General features: G+C 72.7%; 14 protein-coding genes. 3 read left to right on the top strand and 11 right to left on the bottom strand.

Annotated features, from left to right (window positions below):
• The first annotated feature begins 46 nt into the window (after positions 1-46).
• On the top strand, positions 47-226 hold the full coding sequence (locus ACRDSK_RS11135; protein WP_431440131.1) for a hypothetical protein: 180 nt from the start codon (positions 47-49) through the stop codon (positions 224-226).
• 100 nt (positions 227-326) lie between these two features.
• Here ACRDSK_RS11135 and ACRDSK_RS11130 read toward each other — a convergent pair whose 3' ends face one another.
• The 8 genes from ACRDSK_RS11130 to ACRDSK_RS11095 all read right to left on the bottom strand — a co-directional run bounded on the left by ACRDSK_RS11130 (position 327) and on the right by ACRDSK_RS11095 (position 6,925).
• Positions 327-1,166 (bottom strand): PaaX family transcriptional regulator, encoded by an 840-nt coding sequence (locus tag ACRDSK_RS11130; protein ID WP_431440130.1) that lies wholly within the window; start codon positions 1,164-1,166, stop codon positions 327-329.
• A 68-nt stretch (positions 1,167-1,234) separates the two neighbouring features.
• Positions 1,235-1,795 (bottom strand): methylated-DNA--[protein]-cysteine S-methyltransferase, encoded by a 561-nt coding sequence (locus ACRDSK_RS11125; protein WP_431440129.1) that lies wholly within the window; start codon positions 1,793-1,795, stop codon positions 1,235-1,237.
• A 47-nt stretch (positions 1,796-1,842) separates the two neighbouring features.
• Positions 1,843-2,082, bottom strand: a complete 240-nt coding sequence (locus tag ACRDSK_RS11120; RefSeq protein WP_431440127.1) for a helix-turn-helix transcriptional regulator — start codon at positions 2,080-2,082, stop codon at positions 1,843-1,845.
• Positions 2,083-2,092: 10 nt separating this feature from the next.
• A complete protein-coding gene (locus tag ACRDSK_RS11115; RefSeq protein WP_431440126.1) occupies positions 2,093-2,944 on the bottom strand; it encodes an ABC transporter permease in 852 nt (283 codons plus the stop codon).
• Positions 2,941-3,822: an ABC transporter ATP-binding protein gene (locus tag ACRDSK_RS11110; RefSeq protein WP_431440162.1), complete on the bottom strand. Its 882-nt coding sequence runs from the start codon at positions 3,820-3,822 to the stop codon at positions 2,941-2,943. The genes ACRDSK_RS11115 and ACRDSK_RS11110 overlap by 4 nt, the downstream gene beginning before the upstream one ends.
• Before the next feature lie 190 nt (positions 3,823-4,012).
• A complete protein-coding gene (locus ACRDSK_RS11105; RefSeq protein WP_431440125.1) occupies positions 4,013-4,822 on the bottom strand; it encodes an enoyl-CoA hydratase/isomerase family protein in 810 nt (269 codons plus the stop codon).
• Between the two features lie 10 nt (positions 4,823-4,832).
• Entirely contained in the window at positions 4,833-5,636 is an 804-nt protein-coding gene (locus ACRDSK_RS11100; RefSeq protein WP_431440123.1) for a siderophore-interacting protein, read from the bottom strand.
• Entirely contained in the window at positions 5,633-6,925 is a 1,293-nt protein-coding gene (locus ACRDSK_RS11095; RefSeq protein ID WP_431440121.1) for a lysine N(6)-hydroxylase/L-ornithine N(5)-oxygenase family protein, read from the bottom strand. Before ACRDSK_RS11095 ends, ACRDSK_RS11100 begins: the two co-directional genes overlap by 4 nt.
• A 103-nt stretch (positions 6,926-7,028) precedes the next feature.
• On the opposite strand from ACRDSK_RS11095, the gene ACRDSK_RS11090 reads away from it, so the two are divergent.
• A complete protein-coding gene (locus ACRDSK_RS11090) occupies positions 7,029-7,976 on the top strand; it encodes a methionyl-tRNA formyltransferase (protein ID WP_431440119.1) in 948 nt (315 codons plus the stop codon).
• Here ACRDSK_RS11090 and ACRDSK_RS11085 read toward each other — a convergent pair.
• The gene (locus ACRDSK_RS11085; protein ID WP_431440118.1) at positions 7,957-8,607 is read right to left on the bottom strand and encodes a TetR/AcrR family transcriptional regulator; all 651 of its coding nucleotides are present in this window, start codon (positions 8,605-8,607) and stop codon (positions 7,957-7,959) included. The two genes, ACRDSK_RS11090 and ACRDSK_RS11085, sit on opposite strands and share 20 nt — an antisense overlap.
• 64 nt (positions 8,608-8,671) lie before the next feature.
• On the opposite strand from ACRDSK_RS11085, the gene ACRDSK_RS11080 reads away from it, so the two are divergent.
• Positions 8,672-9,013 (top strand): hypothetical protein, encoded by a 342-nt coding sequence (locus ACRDSK_RS11080; RefSeq protein ID WP_431440116.1) that lies wholly within the window; start codon positions 8,672-8,674, stop codon positions 9,011-9,013.
• Here the strand turns inward: ACRDSK_RS11080 and ACRDSK_RS11075 are convergent.
• Both ACRDSK_RS11075 and ACRDSK_RS11070 read right to left on the bottom strand, forming a co-directional pair.
• The gene (locus tag ACRDSK_RS11075; RefSeq protein WP_431440114.1) at positions 9,010-9,216 is read right to left on the bottom strand and encodes an MbtH family protein; all 207 of its coding nucleotides are present in this window, start codon (positions 9,214-9,216) and stop codon (positions 9,010-9,012) included. The genes ACRDSK_RS11080 and ACRDSK_RS11075 overlap by 4 nt on opposite strands.
• 1 nt (position 9,217) lies before the next feature.
• A partial coding sequence (locus ACRDSK_RS11070; protein ID WP_431440112.1) for an amino acid adenylation domain-containing protein occupies positions 9,218-19,056 on the bottom strand: 9,839 nt, incomplete at its 5' end.

Here is a 19,056-nt window from a genome sequence, read left to right as displayed (position 1 = left end):
CGTCGCCGAGCCGATCTTGTCGTACCCCCGTGGCAGAGTGCGCGACATGCCGAACCCGACCCGACGCCGAACCGCCCGCGCGGAGTTCGAGGCACGCCGCCGACACGGCCTCGTCGCGCGACAGCGGGCCAAGCTGGCCCGCCTGGCCGAACGTGAGGCCATCGAACAGGAGGAGAGCGAGAAGGGCCCACTGACAACCGAACCAAGAAACGACGAGGCCGCCTGACGAGGGGGACGGCCGGGGCTGGCACTGGCCCGCCAGCCCCGGCCGCGCGCGACGGTCCACGTTGTGCGGCCGCGCTTGTTAATGGACGCCCGCAACGTGGCTACTGGGCGGCTAGTTCGGACCAGCGTTGCTGTGCCGGGGTGCGCCAGCAGACGTGCTTGTCGTTGAACAGCGCCGTTGCCGTGGTGCCGCTCCACTTCGGGGGGAGCAGGTCGGTCGGCAGCTGCGGGTCCAGGAACGGGAAGCGCCGCCACTCGTGCACGAGCAGGGCCTGCGCGCGCAGGATCGCGTCGGGCGTGTCGGGCGTCAACGAGGCGAACTCGTCGATGAAGGCGTCGTAGTGCTCGGCCACCTCGGTGAGGTTCCACGCACTCGTCACCATCTGGCGCTCCTGACCCAGCGCACCGTAGTTCGCCAGAAAGGACATCGCCTGGCCGGACAGGGCCAGCTCGTCCAGGATGCGCTTCGCGTCGGACTCCGCGGCCGGGTGCGGGGTGATCCACACCCCGGCCGTCGGCGAGCCGAAACCCGCCCAGCTGAGCCGAGTTCGCAGCTTGTGCCGCAGGTCGCGCATCGTCTCCGGCACGGACACCAGCAGCACCAGCCACCGGCCGTCCCACGGGCGTCCGCCGCTGCCGAAGCCGTAGATCCGTTCCGCACCCTCGGCCAGCAGCCGCCGACCGGGGCGGGTCAGGCTCCAGCGCACCCGCCGGCCGACCCGGTCCGAGCGCAGCCAACCCTCGGCCGCGGTCCGGGCCAGCGCCTGGCGCGCGGCCTTCTCCTCGACGCCGAACAACGCGAGCACGTCGACGAGCGTGGCCGTCCACACCGGCTGGGCGTTCGGCAGCACGAACTCGCCGAGCACGGTCGTCAGCAGCGAGCGCGCGCTGCCGCTGCCGACCTCCCGCCGCCGGCTGACCACCGGCCGGGACACAGCCATCGACTCTCCCCGAATTCGTGCCGCATCGGCACGAACAAGTATCGCATCCGCGCGAGCGGCTACCAGAGCTACCAGAGACCCGGCGGCAGGTAGCCCTCGAGGGTCAGCAGCCGGCGCTTGGACTCCACGCCCGTGCCGCCGCTGAACCCGCCGAGCCCGTCCCCGGCGACGACCCGGTGACATGGCACGACGATGGGAATCGGGTTGCTGCCCATGATCGAACCGATACCGCGTGGCGGGATCTCCGAGCCGCTGCGCGCGGCCAGCTCGCCGTAGGTCACGACCCGCCCGTACGGCACGGTCTCGTACAGCGTGCTGAGCACCCGCCGCTGCGCCTTGGACATCAGCCGCCAGTCGACCGCCACGTCGAAGCTGCGGCGCTTGCCGCGGAAGTAGTCCCGTAACTGACCGAGCACCGCGGCAGCGGGCGCCGAGTCCTCGGCGTCCGCCAGTCTCAGCCGCGATGCGATCGCCGCGCGGATGTGCGGCGAGTCGGTGAACGCGGTGGCGACGAGCCCGTCGGCGGTAACCGCCGCGAGCACGTCGCCCAGCTCGGTCGGCACGCTGCCGAAGGCGACGCTGCCGGTGGACACGGCCCCGGTGTCGGTAGCCACGCTGCTCTCCGCCATGTCAGCCATTATGGGGACCCGACCGACGAAAAGCGCTACCCCCGCCGTCAAGCCGACTGCTCGGAGTCACCGATTCGGGGGAACGGCGAGGTGGAGAAGACCACCCCGACCGCTACCCCGAAGTACTCGGCGATCCGCAGGGCGAGGTACAACGAGGGGCTGTACTCGCCACGCTCCAGATACCCGATCGTCTGGTAGTGAACGCCGAGCGCATCCGCGAGCTGCCGGCGCGAGACCCCCCGCTCGACCCGTAGGACCGCGATCCGGTTGAAGATCGTCTCACTCATCAGGAACCGCTCACATCGTCCGCTGCAACGCCTTCTCGCGCCGCTCCGCGACGCTCGAACCCGACTCCCGCCGGGCCATCCTGCGCAGCACGATAGGGGCCACGACCAGACCGGCGATCGCCCAGGCGCCCAGCACGCCGATCATCTCCAGGTGCCGCCACGACTCGCCGATCTCCACCGCGGCGAGCTCCGGCGGCAGCATCGCCGAGCGCATGCCCAGGCCGAGCCAGTAGATCGGGAACACCTGCGCGGCGCCCTGCAGCCACTCCGGGAAGCTCGAGATCGGGTAGAAGATGCCCGAGATCGCGACCAGCCCCATCACCGGCATCATGATCACGCCGGTGTTGCGTGGGTTCGAGAACAGCGACCCGGCGATCGCGCCGAGCGGCAGCGTGGCGAACAGGCCTAGCACCATGACCCACAGCAGCGTGAGCCAGGCCGTAAGGCTCGTCAGCGCCAGGCCGTCGAGCATGATCGAGCTCGGGACGAGGATGATCGCCATGCTGGCCAGCGTCATCCCGGCGATCACGACGAGCTTGCCGATCAGGTAGCCGAGCATCCCGTTCGGCACGGCCTTGGCGCGCAGCAGCGTGCCGTCCTCGCGCTCCAGCGCCAGCGCCATCATCAGCGTGACCAGGCCGCTGAACGCGACGCTCATGCCGAGCAGACTGGGCAGCGTGCGCGCGCCGAGGTTGAAGTTCGTGCCGGGCACCGCCGCGCCCTTCATGAAGAACAGCACGACGAGGAAGATCAGCGTGGGGAAGATGTAGTTCCACAGGTCCTGGGCGTTGGTGAAGGTCTGCCGCAGCTCGATCCGGCCGCGCCGGATCCCGGCGCGCGCGGCGGCCATCGTGGGGCTCACCGGGTCACCTCCTCGAACTCGCGGACCGCCGTCTCGGCGCGGCCCGACTCGAACTGCCGGACCATCTCCATGTAGACGTCCTCGAGGCTCGCCCGGCGCACCTCGAGGTCCGTGATCGCCGTGTCGTGCTTGCGGAACAGCTCGCGCACGAACCCGGTCGCGTCCAGCGTCGAGTGCACGAACCGCTGGTCGTCGACTGTCCACTTGACCTCGGCCTCGGTGGACATCCGTCGCGCGAGCTCGTCGGCCGAGCCGTCCGCGATGATCGTGCCGCCGGCCAGGATCAGGATCCGGTCGGCGAGCTTCTCCGCCTCGTCCAGGTCGTGCGTGGTGAGCAGGATCGTCGTGTTCTCGTCGGCCAGCCGGTGCACCAGGTCGTGGAACTCCCGGCGCGCTTCGGGGTCGAAGCCCGCGGTCGGCTCGTCGAGGAACAGCACCTCCGGGCGACCCACGATGCCGATCGCCACGTCCAGCCGGCGCCGCTGGCCGCCGGACAGCCGGTTGATCTTCTTGTCGGCGTGTGCGGTGAGCCCGACGACCTCGACCAGCTCGTCGGGGTCCCACGGCCGGCGGATCCGGTCCGTGGAGTACGGCGCGTAGTACAGCCCCAGATGCTCGAGCAGCTCGCGCACCCGCCAGCGCCCGTGGTCGCGCCACGACTGCAGCACCACGCCCAGCCGCGCGCGCCAGTCCTCGTTCCCGTGGGCCGGATCCGTCCCCAGCACGGCGACGTGGCCGGCCGAGCGCATCCGGAACCCCTCCAGGATCTCGATCGTGGTCGTCTTGCCGGCGCCGTTCGGTCCCAGCAGCGCCACCACCTCGCCGGGTCGCGCCACGAAGTTCACCCCGGTCAGCACGTCCGTGCTGCCGTACCGCATCCGCAGGTCGCTGACCTCGAGTACGACGTCCTCCCTCACCTGGCGCACATCGCGCGCCGGTGCGTCCGCCTCCACCACGGCCACGGTCCACCTCCCATCGAATGTGTCCAACAAACGATAGCAGGTGTGCTACATCTAGTCGCAAGACTCATATCCGTGAACGCTCGGGTTCACGCAGTGACGATTCGGGCTACTCCGACGCCGGGCCGGTGAACTCGGGCCGCCGCTTGCCCCGGATGGCCGCGACGCCCTCGGTGACGTCCGGGCCGGAGAAGCCGAGGAACTCCAGGCCCAGCGACGCGTCGAAGATCGGCCCCGCCTGGCGCAGCCAGTTGTTCAGCGCGTACTTGGTGAACCGGATCGCCGACTGCGAGCCCGCCGCCAGCCGGCGGGCCACCTTCCGGGCCGTGTCGTGCAGCTCGGCCTGGTCGACGCACAGCGACACCAGGCCGATCCGTTCGGCCTCCTCGCCGGACAGCGGCTCGCAGGTCAGCAGGTGGTACTTGGCCTTCGCCATGCCGCACAGCAGCGGCCACACGATCGCCGCGTGGTCGCCGGCCGCCACGCCGAGCTTGGTGTGCCCGTCGATGATCCGGGCGTCCCGCGCGGCGATCGACACGTCCGCGAGCAGGCCCGCCACCAGGCCCGCGCCCACCGCCGGGCCCTCCATCGCCGACACGATCGGCTTGGCGCAGTTGATCACGTTGTAGACGAGGTCGCGTGCCTCGCGCAGCACCCGGATGCGCACCTCGAAGTCCCGCGACATGTCGCTGACCAGGTCGAGGTCCCCGCCGGAGGAGAACACCCCGTCCTCGCCGCGGATGATCGCCACCCGCACGTCCGGGTCCTGGTCGATCGTCTGCCAGACGCCGGCTAGCTCGCGGTGCCCCTGGTGGCCGACGGCGTTGAGCCGGCCGGGCGCGGACATGGCTACCTCGAGGATCCCGTCGCCGAGGTCGGCGAAGCGCAGGCTCGAGTACTGGGTCGCGTAGTCGTACACGCCCCAATGCTTACTCGATCGCGCTGCCGAGCAGCCAGTAACCCGAGAAGTACACGAGCTCCTTGTCGATGCCGCGCGCGTTCACCAGGTGCCGCCGCAGGTCGGTGATCGCGCTGGACTCGCCGGCCAGCCACGCGTAGGGCTTCCCGTCCGGGAACGTCGTGCGCTCGATCGCCTCGCGCAGCAGGCCGCCGCCCACCGCCGGCTTGCCCGCCCGGGACAGCCAGGTCAGCGACACGTCCGCGGCCGAGGACATCGGGGTGATCTCCGCGAGCGAGTCGACCTCGACGAACGCCAGCACACGCGCCCCGGCCGGCAGCGACTCGACGATCGCGGTGATCGCCGGCAGCGCGGTCTCGTCGCCGGCGACGAGCGTCCACGCGGTGTCGGCCGGCTGCTTGAACTCGTAGCCGACGATCGGGGTGTGCCGGGCGTCCGGCGCGAGGATCGCCATCCGGTCACCGGCACTCGCGCGGCCGGCCCAGCTCGAGCCGGGCCCGGTGTCGCCGTGCAGCACGACGTCGACGTCCAGCTCGAGCTCGCCCGGGCGGAAGTCGCGGACGGTGTAGGTGCGCATGGCCGGCCGCACGTCGTCGGGCAGCGCGCGGAACTCGGTGTACCAGTTCTCGCCCTCGGGTACGACCGGCTCGTCCTGGCCGGCCAGCGGGAAGAACAGCTTGATCCGCTGGTCCAGCCCGGCACTGACGATCCCGGCGAGGTCCGGCCCGGCGAACGTGATCCGGCGCAGGTGCGGGGTGACCTGGCTCGTCCGCACCACCGCGGCGCGGAACAGCGCGTAGGGCGTGACCGTCATGGCTGCCGCCAGCCGCTGTGGGCGAGCGGGGCGTCCCGCCGGGTGGTGATCGACTGCAGGATCTGTCCGGCGCGCACGGCGGTCGTGGACAACAGCGAGGAGGAGATCCCGTGCGTGTGCTCGGTGCTGCCCTGCAGGTACAGCCCGGCGCGCAGCTCCGTGTCGGTGTCGACGCGGTAGTCGCGGGTCACGACCGGCCGGTCGCGTTCGTCGCGCCGGCACTGCGCGCCGAGCTCGCCGAGCAGCCGCAGCGGGTCGGCGGGCCGGTAGCCGGTGGCGTAGACGACGACGTCGCAGTCCAGCACGGTCTTCTCGTGCGTGGTGAGCGACTCGACAGTCGCGCGCACGCCGTCGCCGGTCTCGACCGCCTCGGCCACCCGGGAGACGTTGAACAGCCGCAACCGGGGCGTGCCGAGCACCTTCTCCTGGTAGGTGCGCCGGTACAGCTCCTCGATCAGGTCGGTGTCCACGACCGAGTAGTTCGTGTTGGCGTGGTAGTCGAGGATCATCTCCTTGACGTGCTCCGGCGCGGTGTAGAACTGGTCCACCGCCTCGGGGTCGAACACCCGGTTGGCGAACGGCGAGTCGTCCGACGGGCTGTAGCCGTAGCGCGAGAACACCCCGCACACCTCGGCCTGCGGGAACCGGTCGTGCAGGAACTTGGTGACCTCGGCGGCGCTCTGCCCGGCGCCGACGACCGCGAACCGGCGGGGCGCCTCGTCGAGCTGCTCGACCCGAGCGAGCAGGTCCTTGTTGTGCCACACGCGGCCGGAGAGCGTTGCGCCGTCGGGTAGGTGCGGTTCGAGGCCCACGCCGAACACGAGGTTGCGCGCCCGGTAGGTCGTGGTGTCGGCGCCGTGCCGGGCGGTCACGTCGAACGAGGTGACCACGTCGTCCTCGGTCACCGGCTCGACCGCGATGACCTCGTGGCCGTAACGCACGGTGTGTGCGAGCCGCGCCGCCACCCACTCCAGGTAGTCGTGGAACTCCACGCGCAGCGGGAACAGCGACTTCTGGTTGATGAAGTCCACCAACCGGTCCGCACTGTGCAAATAGGACAGAAAGCTGAACTCGCTGGTGGGGTTCCGCATGGTGACGAGGTCCTTGAGGAACGACACCTGCATCGTCGCGTCCTCGATGAGCATGCCGCGGTGCCAGCCGAAGTCCGCCTGCCGCTCCAGGAACAGCCCGGTGACCTCCTCGCGGGACTCGGCCATGGCGATCGCCAGGGCCAGGTTCGACGGTCCGAACCCCACTCCGACCACGTCGTACACCTGGTTCGCCGGCATCCGTTTCCTTCCCTCGACCTGGCAGCGAGGTAAGCCTAACCTAAACGCAATCACTAAGGATAGGCTCGCTTCACCAAGGTCCAGTGATGGGAGAGTGATTTACATGCGCGTGGTCCTGTTCGGGTATCAGACCTGGGGATACCGCACGCTCGAGGCCCTGTTGTCCTCCGAGCACGAGGTAGTCCTGGCGGTCACGCACCCGGCGAGCGAGCACGCGTACGAGTCGATCTGGAGCGACTCGGTGGCCGAGCTCGCCGAGGCGAACGGGGTTCCGGTGGTGGTGCGCAACCGGCCGGACGAGGACGTGGTGCGGGCGTGCAAGGACGTCGACCCGGACATCATCGTGGCGAACAACTGGCGGACGTGGATTCCGCCACACATCTTCGAGCTGCCCCGGTACGGCACGCTGAACGTGCACGACTCGCTGCTGCCGGCCTACGCCGGTTTCGCGCCGGTGATCTGGGCGCTGATCAACGGGGAGCCGGAGGTCGGCGTGACCGCGCACATGATGAACGAGACCCTCGACGCGGGCGACATCGTGTTGCAGCGCGCGGTTCCGGTCGGCCCGACGGACACCGCGACCGATCTCTTCCACCGCACGGTCGACCTGATCGGCCCGATCGTGGTCGACGCCCTGGCCGCGATCGCGGCCGGTCGCCGGGACTTCGCCGCGCAGGACCCGGCGAAGGCGAGCTTCTTCCACAAGCGGTCCATCGAGGACAGTCGGATCGACTTCGGCTGGCCGGCCGCGGACCTGGAGCGGCTGGTGCGCGCGCAGTCCGATCCTTACCCGAACGCCTTCTGCTACCACGGATCCACGCGCCTGCGGGTGATCGAGGCGTCGGTCTCCACGGGCCGGTACGGCGGTACGCCGGGCCGCATCTTCATCAAGGAGGGCGACGGCGTGGTGATCGTCGCCGGCGCCGACGCGCGCTTCGGCCGCAACCACGGCCTGCTGCTGCGCCGAGTCCGCCTCGACGACGGCACGGAACTGCCGGCGACCGAGTACTTCCGCGCGATGGGCGGCTACCTCACTGCGCACCCGGCGTAGCGCCGGCCTCGCCCGTCATCAGGCCGGCCTCGGCCCGGATCCCGTTCAGCAGCAACCGAAGGCCGAACGCGAACTGGTCGGCCGAGCCCACGACGTGGAGCTGCGCGCCGGGCGGTGCGCCCGGCAGGGCCGCGAACACCTCGCTGACCTGGTGCCAGCGCTCGTCCCGGGTGCCGGCCGCCACGGCCATCGCGAGCGCCGCCGCCGCGTAGGCGATCAGGGCCTGCATCGACTGCACGGCCTTGGCCGGCGGCAGGCCCGCCTCGGTCAGCGCGGCCAGCATCACCGCGCCCAGCCGCCGGCCGTGGGCGCCCAGCGGCGGCCGGGACGCCACGTGCCCGGCGATGCCGGGGTGCCGCAGCGCTGCGTCGCGGACCGCGGTGACCAGTACTCGCAGCCGCGCGTCCCACGCGGCTGCCGGGTCCGGCTCCGGCACGTCGGCCATCGCGAGGTCGGCGACGGCGTCGAGCAGCGCCTCGCGGTCGGCGAAGTGGCGGTACAGCGCCATCGGGTCACAACGCAGCTCCGCGGCGATCCGCCGCATGCTCATCGCCGGCGGGCCATCCCTGTCGCCCACCCGCAGTGCCGCCTCGGCGATACGGTCCGGTGTCAGTGCCGTCGCTCGGGACATGACGCCATCCTGCCGCACCGTCTACGGCGTAGACAAACGGACAAGTCGTGTCTACGCTGTAGACATGACGACGACAATGTGGGCCCGGGTGGCCGCGCTGGCGCTCTCCGCCGGCACGTTCGTGTTCCTGTTCCTCAACGACTCGTGGCGGGCGGACAACCTGTTCCTCGTGCCGGACCTGCTGCTGTGCGCGGTCCTGGCCGTGGCGGCGCTGTTGCCGGACAGACCGGCGGTGCCGGCGCTGATCTACGCGTTCGGCATGGCCGCGGGCGTGCTCGCCGCCTCGGTGGCCTCCTACGCGGTGGACGGCCGGCTCGGCGCGGCGAGCCTGTTCGGCGCCGTGGTGGCGGTCGTGATGGCCGCCCTGCTGGCCGGACGGCGGCAGGGGGCGGCGGTGCCCGCCTAGGGCATGCGCTCACGCAGGGACTTGGGGCGCAGGTCGGTCCAGTTGGTCTCCACGTAGGACAGGCACTCCTCCCGTGGCGCGGGGCCGTGGGCGGTGTGCCAGCCGGCCGGGATCTCGGCGAAGGACGGCCACAGGGAGTGCTGGTCCTCGTCGTTGACCAGCACGTAGTAGCTGCCGTCCGGGTCCTCGAACGGGTTGGTCATCTCATGCCTCCGACTCCAGGATGGCCACCAGGTCCCGGCCGAGCGCGGCGACCGTGGCGCTGTCGAACAGGTCCGTGCGGTAGTGCAGGTAGCAGGCCACCGGTTCGCCGTCCGGTGGCTCGTAGAACGCTAGCGTGAGATCGGACTCCGTGCGCCGCACGGGAACCGCGGCGATCCCGCCCGGTAGGCCGGCCTGCTCGTGGTGCACCAGCATCACCTGCGGGCGGGTGTCGAGCAGGTCGGCGAGCGGGACGTCCTGGTGCTCCAGGTCGGTCAGGTTCGCGGCGCGGATCCGCCCGAGCAGGGTCCGGAAGTCCGGCTCGCCGGAGTTGTCGGTGCGCAGCACCACCGTGTTGAAGAAGCAGCCGACCAACTCGGCCAGCTTCGGCTCGGTCCGGCCGGCCACGAGCGTGCCGATCGGCAGGTCCGTCCCCGCGCCCCGGTCGGTGAGCAGCCGGGCCAGCGCGGCCTGCAGCACCATGAACATGCTCGTGCCGGTCGCCCGCGCGAGCGCGTCGATCCGTTGGTGCAGCGCGGGATCGAGCACGAAGCCGGCGAAGTCGGCGTGGTCGCCGCCTGGACCTGGACGATCCGCCGGCAGGGCGAGCCGGGGCAGGTCGGCCAGCCGTGAGCGCCAGTACGCCAGCTGACCGTCGCCGACCTCGGCGAGGACCTCGGTGGCCCAGACCGCGTAGTCGGAGTAGGTGACCGGCAGGTCCGTCCACTCGGGAGCGTGGCCGGCACGGCGCGCCTCGTACGCCCGGTTCAGGTCCCGCGACAGCGGCAGCACTGACCACTCGTCGACCGCGCGGTAGCTCATCTCCAGCCGGAGCGTCGCGTCCCCGGCATCCCGGCGAGCACGGAACAGCGCCGGGTCGCGCAGCGGCTCGTGCCGGTCCACCACGTCGTCGACGGCCGCCAACAGCGCGGCGGAGTCCACATCGGACCAATGGATCGCGAAGGCCTGGTCGACGCCGCCGGAGTGGTTGCGCTGCACGGGCGCGGTGACCGGTCCGGCGTGCGAGCGGCGGGTGAGCGGCGGGCGGGAGGTCGAGCTGCCGAGCCGGTCGGCGAGGGCGGCGACGGTCGGGGCGTCGAACACGTCCCGGATCGACAGGTCGGCGTCCAGCTCGGCGCGGACCCGGCCGCACAGTCGCATCGCGGCCATCGAGTGCCCGCCGAGGGAGAAGAAGTCGTCGTGCACGCCCACCGACGGCAGGTCCAACACCTCGGCGAACACGCGGGCCAGCCGCCGTTGCGCGGGTGTGGCCGGCTGCTCGTCGCCGGCGAGCGCGGCCCAGTCCACGGCCGGCAGCGCGCGGCGGTCCAGCTTCCCGTTGGGCGTCAACGGAAGGGGCCCGTCCAGCGGCACGATCGTGGCGGGCACCATGTGCTCGGGCAGGAACTCCGCCAGGAACGCCCGCAGCTCCACCGGGTCCACCATGCCAGTGGCCGGCGCGACATAGCCGACCAGGCGGGTCAGCGACGCCGAGCGGTCGGCCACCACCACGGCCTGCCGCACGGACGGGTGCCGGCCGAGCGTCGCCTCGATCTCGCCGAGCTCGATCCGGAACCCGCGCACCTTCACCTGGTCGTCGACCCGGCCGAGGAAGTCCAGGATGCCGTCGCGCCGCCAGCGCGCCCGGTCGCCGGTGCGGTACATCCGCGCACCGGGCCGGCCGAACGGGTCCGCGACGAACCGCGACGCGGTCAGCCCCGCGCGGCCGAGGTAGCCGCGCGCCAGGCCGCGGCCAGCGACGTAGAGCTCGCCGGCCACCCCGGGCGGCACCGGCCGAAGCGTCTCGTCCAGCACGTAGACCCGGGTGTTCGGGTCCGGCACGCCGATCGGCACCGCGCCCGTCCACTCCGGATCCGCCTGCCACAGCGTGGAGTTCACCGTCGCCTCGGTCAGGCCGTACGCGGCGAGCACGTTCAGCCGGCCCGCCCACCGCCGGATCAGCTCCGGCGGCACGGTCTCGGTGCCGACCAGGATCGTCGCGCCCGCCGGCAGCTCGCAGTCGTCGGGCAGCGCCGACACCAGCGACGGCGGCAGGATCAGGTGCGTCACCCGCTCGCGGGCCAGGAACCCGGTCAGCTCCCGGCCGGCGGTGCGCACCTCCTCCGGCGCGAGGACGAGCGTGCCGCCGACGCACAGCGCCATGGTCAGCTCGAACGCCACCACGTCGAAGCCCACCGAGGCGTACTGCAGCACCCGGCTGTCCTCGCGCAGCCGCATCCGGTCGATCGCGGTCGCCGCCAGCGAGGCGATGCCCTCGTGCGGCACGACCACGCCCTTGGGCCGGCCGGTCGAGCCGGACGTGTAGATCACGTACGCGGCCGAGTCCAGTTGGGACGGTCCGGGGCCGAACGGCGTGGCGTCGTCGAGGGCGACGCCGGGGGCGTCGAGCACCAGGCGGGCCGCGTCGGTGTCCGGGACCTTGCCGGTGGCCGACTCGGTCGTCACGACGAGCCGCGCGCCGGCGTCGGACAGCATGTACGCGAGCCGGTCCGCGGGATGGGACAGGTCCAGCGGCAGGAAGGCGGCGCCCAGCCGGGTGATCGCCAGTACCGCGGCGACCATGTCCGCCGAGCGCGGCACCGCGAGCCCGACGACGTCCTCGGCCGCGACCCCGTGCCGGCGCAGCAGGTGCGCGAGGCGGTCGGCCCGCTCGTCGAGCTGCGCGTAGCTGAGCGTGGTGGCCCCGTCGACCACCGCGTCGGCGTGCGGCTTCGTGGCTACGCAGCGGGCGAACAGCTCCGACATCGTCAGGGCGGGCACGTCGCGGTCGGTGGCGTTGAAGCCCACCACGACCTGATGCCGCTCCGCCGCGGTTCGCAGGTCCACATCGGACAGCGGGGCCGTCGGGTCGGCCACCACCGCGGCCAGCAGTGTCAGCAGCCGGTCGCCGAGCAGGGCCGCGGTCGCCGCGTCGAACAGGTCTGCGGCGTACTCCAGCCGGCAGTCGACCCGCCCGGAGCCGGCGTGGTCGGCGAAGCTGAACACCAGGTCGAACTTGGCCGTGCGGTTGGCGAACGGCACGGGCTCCGCCGTCAGGCCCGGCAGCGCCAGCTCCTCGGTGCCGACGTCGTGGTAGCCGACCATCACCTGGAACATCGGGTTGCGCGACGCCGACCGGGTCGGGTTGAGCCGCTCGACGACGGCCTCGAACGGCACGTCCGCGTGCGAGAACGCGGCCAGGTCGGTCTCCTTGACCGACGCCACCAGCCCGGCGAACGAGTCCGTGGCCGACACCCGGGTGCGCAGCACGAGCGTGTTGACGAAGAAGCCGACCAGCTCGTCGAGCGCGCCGTCCACCCGGCCGGCGATCGGCGCACCGAGCGGGAGGTCGTCGCCGGCGCCCAGCCGGTGCAACAGCGCGGCGACCGCCGCGTGCAGCAGCATGAACATGCTCGCGCCGGTCTCGTTCGCGAGCGCCCGCAGGCCCGCGGTGACCTCGTCGGGCAGCGACACCAGCTCCTCGCCGCCGCGGAACGACGGGCGCGCCGGGCGCGGGCGGTCCGTCGCCAGCTCCAGCTCCTGCGGCGAGCCGTCCAGGGTGCGCTGCCAGTAGGCGAGCTGCGTGCCGGCCACGCCGTCCGGATCGGCCGGGTCGCCCAGCAGCTGCCGCTGCCACAGGGTGTAGTCCGCGTACTGCACGGGCGGCGGCGCCCAGTCCGGCGCCGCGCCCCGCACCCGTGCGGCGTAGGCCGCGGCGAGGTCACGCATGAACGGCCGGTCGGACCACTCGTCGGTCGTGATGTGGTGCAGCAGCACGATCACCACGTGGTCGTGCTCGGCGGCGCGGGCGACGGTCACCCGCACCGGCAGCTCGGTGGCCAGGTCGAACGGCCGCGCCACGGCGTCCGCCACCGTGTCCTCGCCCAGCTCGACGACCTCCACCACGGGCCGCGCGTCCGACACGATCCGCTGGTACGGCACGCCGTCCCGCTCGACGAACACCGTGCGCAGCGCCTCGTGCCGGGCCACCACGTCGGCCAGCGCGGCCTCCCACGCGGGCAGGTCGAGCGGTCCGCGCAGCCGGAACACGAGCGGGAAGTTGTAGGCGGCGCGGCTCTCCAACTGTTGGATGACCCAGAGTCGTTGCTGTGCGGGGGAGAGCGGCACCTCGGCCGGCCGCTCGACCGGCACCAGCGGCGGGCGGCCGGTCCCGCCGTTCACGCCGACTCGGGCGGCCAGCTCGGCCACGGTCGGCGCCTCGAACAGGTCGCGGATGGCCAGCTCGACGTCGAGCGCGGTGCGGGCCCGGCTGATCAGCCGGGTGGCGAGCAGCGAGTGGCCGCCCAGCTCGAAGAACCCGTCGTCCACGCCGACCCGCGACACCCCGAGCACCTCGGCGAACAGTCCACACAGGACCTCTTCGGTGCGGGTGGCCGGCTCGCGGCCGGACGTGGTGAGCTCCGGGGCCGGCAGCGCCGCGACGTCGAGCTTGCCGTTCACGGTCCGCGGCAGGTGGTCCACCGCGACGATCGCGGCCGGCACCATGTAGTCCGGCAGCCGCTTTCGCAGGTAGGACCGAAGGTCTTCGGCGTCGGTGACGACGTAGGCGACCAGCCGGCCGCCCTGCGCGAGCACGGCGGCCTGGGTGACGGCCGGGTGCGCGGCCAGCACGGCCTCGACCTCACCCAGCTCCACCCGGTAGCCGCGGATCTTCACCTGGTCGTCGGTGCGGCCGAGGAAGTCGAGGTTGCCGTCCGGCCGCCGCGCCACCAGGTCGCCGGTGCGGTACATGCGCTCGCCGGGTGCGCCGAACGGGTCCGCGACGAACCGCTCGGCGGTCAGGCCGAGCCGGTCGTGGTAGCCGCGGGCCAGCCCGATGCCGGCGATGTACAGCTCGCCCGGCGCGCCGGGCGGCACCGGCCGCAGGCGGGTGTCGAGCACGTGACCGCGGGTGTTCCAGATCGGCCGGCCCACGGTCGGCGTCTCGGAGTCCACAGTGGACGCACCAAGCGTGTTGATCGTGTACTCGGTGGGCCCGTACAGGTTGTAGCCGTAGGTGCCGTCCGTCTCGCGCAGCCGGCGCCACACCGGGTCGGGCACGGCCTCGCCGCCGAGCAGGACCAGCGGCGGCACGTGACCCTCCAGCAGGCCCTCCTCGAACAGCAGCTGCGCGTAGGTCGGCGTGACGTTGACGACGTCGATGCGGTGCCGCTCGCAGTAGGCGACGAGTGCCTCGGCGTCGCGGCGCAGCTGTTCGTCGCACACGTGCACCTCGTGGCCCTCGACGAGCCAGAGCAGCTCCTCCCACGACATGTCGAAGGCGAACGACACGGTGTGCGCGATCCGCAGCCGCCGCCCGCCGGCCGCGGCGATGGCCGGCTCGAAGATCTCCACGCGGTGGTTGAGCTGCATGTTGGTCAGCCCGCGGTACGGCGTCACCACGCCCTTCGGCTTGCCCGTCGACCCGGACGTGTAGATCACGTACGCCGGGTGCTCGAGCGAGAACGGCGGCCGCTCCGCGGCGGTGATCTCCGTGCCCGGCAAGGAGTCCAGCTCGGCCAGTACCGCCGGGTCGTCGAGTGTCACAACGGTGGCCGAGAGCGCGGGATCCACTGTGGACATCGAGAGCAGGCACACCGGCCCGGTGTCGTCGACCATCATGCGCAGCCGGTCGGTCGGATGGTCGAGGTCCAGCGGCAGGTACGCGGCGCCGGTGCGCAGAACGGCGAACAGCGCCACCACCATCTCGACCGAGCGGGGCAGCGCCAGCGCGACCACGGTCTCCGGCGCGGCGCCGCGCGCGAGCAGCAGTCGGGCCAGCCGGTTGATCCGCTCGTCCAGCTCCGCGTAGGTCAGCGTCACGTCGCCGAACACCAGCGCCGACGCGTCGGGCACCCGCCTGGCCTGCTCGGCGAGCAGGTCGGCCACCGTCTGGTCGGGCAGCGGCTCCCGTGGTCCGGCCAGCGGGGTGCTCTCACCCGCCAGCAGCAGGTCCAGCCGGCCGACGAGCGCGCCGGGGTCGGTCGCGAGGCGGTCGAGCAGCGTGGTGAACCGGGTCAGGTAGGACTCCGCCGCCGCGTCGTCGAACACGTCCGGCCGGTACTCGAGCTTGACCTTCAGCGCCGGGCCGGGCGTGACCACGAGCGTGAGCGGGTAGTGGGTGGCGTCCACGCCGCTCGCGTCGGTGATCCCGTACTGCTCGCCCAGCTCGGCGAAGGACTCGGCGTCGACGAAGTTCTGCAGCACGAACAGCGTGTCGAACAGCGGCGCGTGGCCGGCCGCCTGCTGCAGCTCACCCAGCCCGAGGTACTCGTGCGGCATCAGCGCGGTTCGCTGGTCCTGGAGGCGGCGGAGCAGGCCGGCGACCGTCTCGTGTGGATCGAGGGTGACCCGGACGGGAACCGTGTTGAGGAAGAGGCCAATCGCGCTCTCCACGTTCGGCACCTCGGGTGGGCGGCCGGCGACCGTGGTGCCGAACACGACGTCGCCCCGCCCGGTCGTGCTCGCCAGCACCAGTGCCCACGCCGCATTGAGCAGCGCGTTGAGCGTGACTCCGGCACCGCGCGCGGCGGCCCGCAGCGGCCCGGCGTCGACCTCGACGAGGTGCCGGCGCGGGATCACCGGGCTCATCGCGACCTCGGCCCGGCCGACCAGCGTCGGCTCGGCGAGTCCGGCCAGCGCGTCCCGCCAGGCTTCGCGCGCCGCCGCGGTGTCCTGTGTGGACAACCAGGTCAGGTAGTCGCGGTAGGCCCCGGGGGTGGGCAGGTCGCGGTCGTCGCCGGCTCGTTCGTAGAGCGCGAGCAGCTGGTCGAGGAAGCGGCCCTGGGACCAGCCGTCCCACAGGATCAGGTGGTGGCTGGTGACGAGCCGGTCGGTGCCGTCGGCGAAGCGGATCAGCAGCATCCGGCACAGCGGCGGGTCGGCGAGGTCGAACCGCCGCGCGCGGTCGGCGTCCATCAGCTCCCGCGCGCGCTCGTGCGCGTCCGGGGTGCCGGCGAGGTCGACCACCTCGATGGGCAGCTCGGGCGCGGTCGCGACGAACTGGACCGGGTTCGCCACGCTCTCGCTGGTGAAGCCGGCGCGCAGGCTCGGGTTGCGGGCGAGCAGCGTGGCGCACGCCTTGCGCAGCGCGTCGAGGTCGAGGCGCCGCGCGAAGTCCATCGCGCTCTGGGCGGTGTAGACGTCGAGCCCGCTGGTGTCGTAGCCCGCGTGGAAGAACAGGCCCTCCTGCAGCGGCGAGAGCGGCCAGACCTCCTCGACCGGCCGGCCGGCGACCGCCCGGACCTGTTCGAGCAGCCGGGACCGCGCGCCCACGAGCTCGCCCAGCGCGGCCCGCCACTCGTCGGCGAGGCGCGCGACGTCCTCGTCGGTGAGCCCCCCGGCCCACGTCCAGGTGGCGCGCAGCCGCGGGCCGTCGGGAGTCTCCGCGCACAGCGCGTCGAGCGCGAGGACGTGCGACATGCCCATGTCCGGGTCGGGCAGCAGGGCGAGCGCGTCGGCTTCGGGCGCGGGCGCCCAGTCCTCGTGCCGGCCCACGGGGAAGCGGCCGAAGTAGTTGAACAGCACCTGTGCCGTGGACAGCTGGGCGAGCAGCGGCGCCGACTGCGCGTTGAGGTGGCGCAGCATGCCGTACCCGATGCCGTTGTCCGGCGCGGCACGCAGCACCTCGCGGACCGCCTCGGTCGTGGTCGCGCCCGCCGGTAGCCGGACCGGCTGGACGCTGGTGAGCCAGCCGACCGTCCGGGACAGGTCGAGGTCGCCCTCGCGGCCGTGCCGCTCGACGTCGACCAGCAGGTCGGTGTTGTCGCTGCCGCGCCAGCGGGTGACCGCGACGCGCAGCGCGGCGAGCAGCACCTCGGTCGGCTCGCCGGCCCGCAGCATCGCCTCGGTGTCCGATGTGGACAGCTCGACGACGTGCGCCGCGAGGTCGCCGACCCGGCCGGGCCGGGCGCCGGGGAGCAGGTCCGCGCCCGGGGCGAGCGTCTCGGTCCAGTGGGTCAGCTCGGCGAGCCTGTGCGGGGCCTGCGCCTGCTCGGCGATCGTGCGGGTGAAGCGGCGCAGCGACGTGGGCACCGGGTCGAGCTCGCCGCCGGCCCACGCGGTGGCGAGATCGGCGAACAGGATCCGCCAGGACACCCCGTCGACCACGAGGTGATGGGCGACGACCAGCAGCCGGCCGGGCTCGTCGCCGGCGTCGAGCCAGACGGCCCGCAGCATCGTGCCGTCCTCGGGCGCGAGCCGGCCCGCCGCGGCGGCGGACTCCTCCGCGACGACGGCCCGCGGGTCGCGGCCGGCCACGTCGACCCGGCGAATCTCGGCGGTCGCGGCGGGCTGGGCCTCGAGCGACCACAGCACCGGGGCGATCTTCGTCAGCGTCAGCCGCAGCCCGTCGTGCCGGTCCAGCACGGCCTGCAGGGTCGCGGTGAGCCGCTCCAGCGTCGCGTCGGCCGGCGTCTGGACCAGCATGGAGAGCGTGAAGCGGTCGATGGGGCCGCCGCGTTCCCGCAGGTGGTGCACGACCGGCAGGAGGGTGACGTCGCCGACGCCGTCGGTGTCGGCGACGGAGTCTCCGGCGGACACGGCGGGCGCCGGCGCGGCGAGGGCCGCGAGCGCGGCCGGGGTGCGGTGCTCGAAGACGTCCTTGGGGCCGACGTCGATGCCGGCCTTGCGGGCCCGGCTCGACACGGTGATCGACAGGATGCTGTCGCCGCCGAGGGCGAAGAAGTCCTCGTCCGCACCGACTCGGTCGATTCGCAGGACGTCGGCGAAGATGTCGCACAGGGTGCCGGCGCGCTCGTCGCGCGGGCCCGTTTCGGTGCGGCGAACCTCCGGGGCCGGCAGCGCGGCGCGGTCGAGCTTGCCATTCGGGGTCAGCGGCAGCTCCGCCAGCGCGACGATGGCGTCGGGCGCCACCGGCAGCGTCCCGGCCAGCGCCGCCGACACCGCCTCGGTGTCTACTGTGGACGGCGTGACGTAGCCGACCAGGCGGGTGCCGTGGACGGCGGCCGCGGCCGCGGTGACGCCGGGCCGTGCCGCGAGACGGGTCTCGATCTCACCCAGCTCGACCCGGTTGCCGCGGACCTTCACCTGCCGGTCGGCGCGGCCGAGGTAGACCAGCGCCCCGTCGTCCAGCCGCCGCACGAGGTCGCCGGTCCGGTACATCCGCTCACCCGGCCCGCCGTACGGGTCCGCGACGAACCGCTCCGCGGTCGGCCCGCGCCGGTCGTGGTAGCCGAGGGCCAGCTGCGCCCCGGCGACGTAGAGCTCGCCCACGTCCGCCGGCCGCAGGTAGCGGTCCAGCACGTACAGCCGGGTGTTGGCCACCGGGTGTCCGATGGGGACGGTCCCGTTCGCGGTCGTCCCGTCGTGCCGCCACCAGGCCACCTGCACGGCCGTCTCGGTCGGCCCGTAGACGTTGTACAGCGGCCCGGACCAGCGGTCGGCGACCTCGCCGGTCAGGGCGTCGCCGCCGCTGAGCACGCGCAGCTCGCCGAGGCCGGCCTCGCGCAGGGCGGGCAGCAGCGAGGAGACGGCCAGCAGGGTGGTGACGCCGTGCTCGCGTGCCGTGGCGGCGAGCCGGGCTGGGTCGCGGTGGCCGTCCGGCTCGGCCAGCACGACCGCGGCGCCGGCGGACAGCGGCCAGAGGATCTCCAGCAGCGACGGGTCGAAGCTCGGCGAGATCTGGTGCAGCACCCGGTCGTTAGCGTCGAGCGGAAGCTCGCGGTTCAGCCAGGTGAGCTGGTTGACCAGCGCGCGGTGTGGCACCGGAACGCCCTTGGGTCGCCCGGTCGAGCCGGACGTGTAGATCAGGTACGCGGGATGTCCGGGCGTGGCGTGCGACGGCCGCGCGGGGCCGGCATCGGCGCGGGCGGCCCGGACGT

The organism is Actinophytocola sp. (assembly GCF_050699915.1).
Lineage (GTDB): Bacteria > Actinomycetota > Actinomycetes > Mycobacteriales > Pseudonocardiaceae > Actinophytocola.
Note: the sequence above shows the minus strand (reverse complement) of the source record. Positions and strands in the feature narration are given on the sequence as shown.

What these genes read in the sequence shown, in the direction of transcription:
- ACRDSK_RS11135 (WP_431440131.1), top strand. Translation starts at nt 47, where the DNA reads ATGCCGAACCCGACCCGACGCCGAACCGCCCGCGCGGAGTTCGAGGCA.
- ACRDSK_RS11130 (WP_431440130.1), bottom strand. Translation starts at nt 1,166, where the DNA reads ATGGCTGTGTCCCGGCCGGTGGTCAGCCGGCGGCGGGAGGTCGGCAGC.
- ACRDSK_RS11125 (WP_431440129.1), bottom strand. Translation starts at nt 1,795, where the DNA reads ATGGCGGAGAGCAGCGTGGCTACCGACACCGGGGCCGTGTCCACCGGC.
- ACRDSK_RS11120 (WP_431440127.1), bottom strand. Translation starts at nt 2,082, where the DNA reads ATGAGTGAGACGATCTTCAACCGGATCGCGGTCCTACGGGTCGAGCGG.
- ACRDSK_RS11110 (WP_431440162.1), bottom strand. Translation starts at nt 3,822, where the DNA reads ATGCGGTACGGCAGCACGGACGTGCTGACCGGGGTGAACTTCGTGGCG.
- ACRDSK_RS11100 (WP_431440123.1), bottom strand. Translation starts at nt 5,636, where the DNA reads ATGACGGTCACGCCCTACGCGCTGTTCCGCGCCGCGGTGGTGCGGACG.
- ACRDSK_RS11095 (WP_431440121.1), bottom strand. Translation starts at nt 6,925, where the DNA reads ATGCCGGCGAACCAGGTGTACGACGTGGTCGGAGTGGGGTTCGGACCG.
- ACRDSK_RS11090 (WP_431440119.1), top strand. Translation starts at nt 7,029, where the DNA reads ATGCGCGTGGTCCTGTTCGGGTATCAGACCTGGGGATACCGCACGCTC.
- ACRDSK_RS11085 (WP_431440118.1), bottom strand. Translation starts at nt 8,607, where the DNA reads ATGTCCCGAGCGACGGCACTGACACCGGACCGTATCGCCGAGGCGGCA.
- ACRDSK_RS11080 (WP_431440116.1), top strand. Translation starts at nt 8,672, where the DNA reads ATGACGACGACAATGTGGGCCCGGGTGGCCGCGCTGGCGCTCTCCGCC.
- ACRDSK_RS11075 (WP_431440114.1), bottom strand. Translation starts at nt 9,216, where the DNA reads ATGACCAACCCGTTCGAGGACCCGGACGGCAGCTACTACGTGCTGGTC.